Genomic DNA, 3,227 nt, shown 5'->3' with positions numbered 1-3,227 from the left:
GTATCCGCCTGACCGAGCCCACCTCGACATCCGGTCCGCAAGCGGCCCGGATGCTGCCGCCTGCCCTCCCGAACCTCGATTTTCCGATCAGCTTCCTGGACGCCAGGGGCCGCGTCTGCTCGGCTCCGCCTGGGGCGATGGCTGATGGGATGGAAGCACTCCACGCACGCCCCTACGGACCTGCACTCGCGAACGGAGCCCCCTCCATCCCGGAGTCTGAGCGCCCCCGCCGGAGGCATGTTCTGAGGTGCTAATTCAGTCGCCGCATCTCCACCGAGCCCGCCCTTTGCTGCCTGTGGTGTCCGGCAGGCCTCAGCCGTGGCGCACCTGCCTTTTGATCCCAAAGCGTCTTGTCGCGTCCGTGCGGATCATGCGTCCCGACCATGCGGCGGTGCCCGCCCTGGGCGGGGCCTGGCGTGTGGGAGGCATGGAATCAGGCTTGGTCCGGTGCATCGGCCCTTGTCGTGCCGGACGTGAAACGGTGATGCCCCCCAGGGCGATGGTGGGTGGCGCGGGGCCGGGGCCGGGGCGGCGCGGGCCGAAAGCCTGAGCGCAGCCCCGAGTCCCGAGCCGCGCGCCGGCCCGCGGCGCGGGCCTGAGGGGTGCGATCTCCGTAGCGTCGGGCGGAAGCCGCTGGGCCAGCGCGACCGGATGCCGAAGGCAAGAGCCCCTCGTGCTGTCCGCGAAGCCGTGGCCTCATGCCGGGGGCTGAGCTGTTGCCGCTGAGGTTGGCGGAGTATGAGGGAGCTGCAGGACCGAAGGGGGTGCGGTGGTGTTCTGTTATCTCAAGTGCGCCACGGCTGAGGCCTGCCGGATGCTGCGGGCTGCGGCCGGGCAGGGGCTCACCTCCTCGCCCGAAGGGTGGGGCTTGAACCAGTAGAGAAAGTTTGAGTCACGTCGTCCTCGTGGGGGTCTGTCTTGTCTCGGTTGATGCTTGACGTTGTGGCTTCACCTGATGCTTGACACCGCTTGCCTCGGCTTCGCTGTGCGATCGTTTGTGAGAGGGCACACGAGGTCCAGAGCTGGCACTCCTGTACCTGGGGTCCGAGGATGCTCGCATGAAGGTGCCGATCGGCCGCCCGAGTTTGCGGCCCTACCTGCCTTACCAGCAGCGCACTGCAGCGCACCGTGAGGGGCTGAGCGCTCACTTCTTGGGCACCAGTTCAGTACTGCTGTCGGACGGGCAGACCTCGGTGCTCAGCGACGGGTTCGTCACCCGCCCGGGGATGATGCGCGTAGGCATGGGCAAGATCGCCCCGAACCGCGCGCTGGTCCGTGCCGCCATCGAGCGGCTGCGGGTGGACAACCTCGCCGCTGTGGTGTGCGCGCATTCCCACTACGACCACGCCCTCGACGCACCGGTCTGGGCCCTGGAGACCGGCGCCGACCTGGTCGGGTCGGAGTCCACCGCCAACATCGGGCGCGGCCTGGGGGTCCCCGAGTCGTCCTTGCGGGTGGTCGGCGATGGCGACACCGTGACCTACGGCAGCTTCACGCTGACCTTCCTGGACTCCGTGCACAGCCCGGGTGACCACTACCCCGGTACCGTTGACCAGCCCTTGGTCCCGCCGGCTCGCGCCGGTGCCTGGAAGACCGGCACCGCCTACTCCGTGCTCGTCACCCACCCCTACGGCCGCGTGCTGTTGCACGCCAGCGCCAACTACCGGCTCGGTGCGCTGCGCGGTCATCGCGCCGACGTCGTATACCTGGGCGTCGGCATGCTGGGCAAGCAGCCCGCCGAGTTCCTTCAGACCTACTGGGACGAGGTGGTGGCCGCGACCGGGGCCAGGCGGGTCATCCTGGTGCACTGGGACGACTTCTTCTTGGGCCTGGACCGGCCACTGCGCCCCATGCCCTACCTGCTCGACGACCTCGACACCACCATGAGCCGACTGCTGCCCCTGGCGCACCGTGACGGCGTCGACGTCGTCCTGCCCGTCTCCTGGCAGCCCAGTGCCCCCCTCACCGGTCTTGCGTGAACTCGGCTGCGCAAGCCCCTGGAATCGGCGTAGCACGTCGATTACCCAGCCAACGCTGCGAGACGAGCCACTGGGAACCGACAAGCATCACCTGACATACATCCGTCAAGGATCAACTGAACCTAGACACGTCCTCGTGGGGCCGGTGTGATCGTTGAGCTGGGTGCTCGCCAGGTGTTGATGTAGAACGCTGGGTATGGGGAGTGAGCGGCAGGAACGAATGCGGGCGCCGGGGGCACACCTTCGGGCTCTGCGCGTGGATGCCGGCCTGACGGGTGCCGTGTTGGCGCAGCGGGCGGGGGTGGGGCAGCCGACGGTTTCCAAGGTGGAGAACGGGCGGATGGGTCCCAGTCGTGACGTCCTCGACCGCCTGTCCGGAGCTCTCGGCCTGGACGCTTCTGCTGTCGCGGAGTTGCGGGTGACTCTCGCGGAAGTTGAGTCGGCCCCTTCCGGGGCCGCAGAGTACAGGCCCCGCGGATGATTCACACTCGATCACCAGCGCGCCAGTCGGGAGCCACAACTTTTCGCGGAAGGTCGCTTCGCGTGCGCGGACATAGCGCAGATCTGTCGGGAGTTTCCGCAGCCGCGTCCACGACCAGCGAGGCCTCCACCGGAACTCGCTTCCGGACCGTACCCGGCCAAGGCTGTATCGGCGTCCCTCATCGGGCAGGTTGGCCCCGACCTGGAAGAAGACTGCTTCCCCTGCTTCGGCCCGAGCAACTGTCCGCCGGGCTCGCCGTGTCACGAGTATCGTCCCGATCAGCGTGCCAACGAAGACCCAGAGCCCCGTAATCGTCCGTGAAGTAAAGCAGGCGGCCAACTGATCTCGATCACGGGAGCTCTGGGACCACTCTTAACCCGCTCCGGACCCCTTCTGGCTAGCCGCTGAAGCGGGAACCTTGTTGCAGGCTAGGTGCGGGCCATGGGTGGGCCACGGACACTGCGGGACTGACTCGATGAGACGTTTGAAGCAGGTCAGGCGGGTATCGAGCATCGACAGTGCAGTGGTCTTGAAGACCGTGGTCGTCGTCGCCACATCGAGATCCGGCCCTGCCCACCAGAGCGGTGACCGGCCTCATGGTCCGCACGGCGCGCTGGCTCACGTTGCACTGAGGCCCGTGCACGGCCGCTCGCGGTCGGCCAGGACGCAAGGCGTGGGGGGGGGGGGCGGCGGGGGGGGGCCCCCGCCCGGGGCCGCGGCACCGGGAAACCCGCCGGGGGCCCCCCCCCCCCCCCCCCCGCCCCCGC

Annotated in this window: 2 protein-coding genes; both read left to right on the top strand. The window is 68.6% G+C overall.

Translation table 11 applies throughout. The annotated features are described in order from the left end of the window. Positions 1–1,058: 1,058 nt before the first annotated feature. The gene (locus ACWD68_RS41645) at positions 1,059–1,979 is read left to right on the top strand and encodes an MBL fold metallo-hydrolase (RefSeq protein WP_451811679.1); all 921 of its coding nucleotides are present in this window, start codon (positions 1,059–1,061) and stop codon (positions 1,977–1,979) included. Positions 1,980–2,175: 196 nt separating this feature from the next. After that, positions 2,176–2,460: a helix-turn-helix domain-containing protein gene (locus ACWD68_RS41640; protein WP_451811678.1), complete on the top strand. Its 285-nt coding sequence runs from the start codon at positions 2,176–2,178 to the stop codon at positions 2,458–2,460. Positions 2,461–3,227 lie beyond the last annotated feature (767 nt).

This window comes from Streptomyces sp. NPDC005141 (genome assembly GCF_053599975.1).
Note: the sequence above shows the minus strand (reverse complement) of the source record. Positions and strands in the feature narration are given on the sequence as shown.

Excerpts from the sequence above, each read along its gene's own strand:
- ACWD68_RS41645 (WP_451811679.1), top strand. The coding sequence starts at position 1,059 with ATGAAGGTGCCGATCGGCCGCCCGAGTTTGCGGCCCTACCTGCCTTAC.
- ACWD68_RS41640 (WP_451811678.1), top strand. The coding sequence starts at position 2,176 with ATGGGGAGTGAGCGGCAGGAACGAATGCGGGCGCCGGGGGCACACCTT.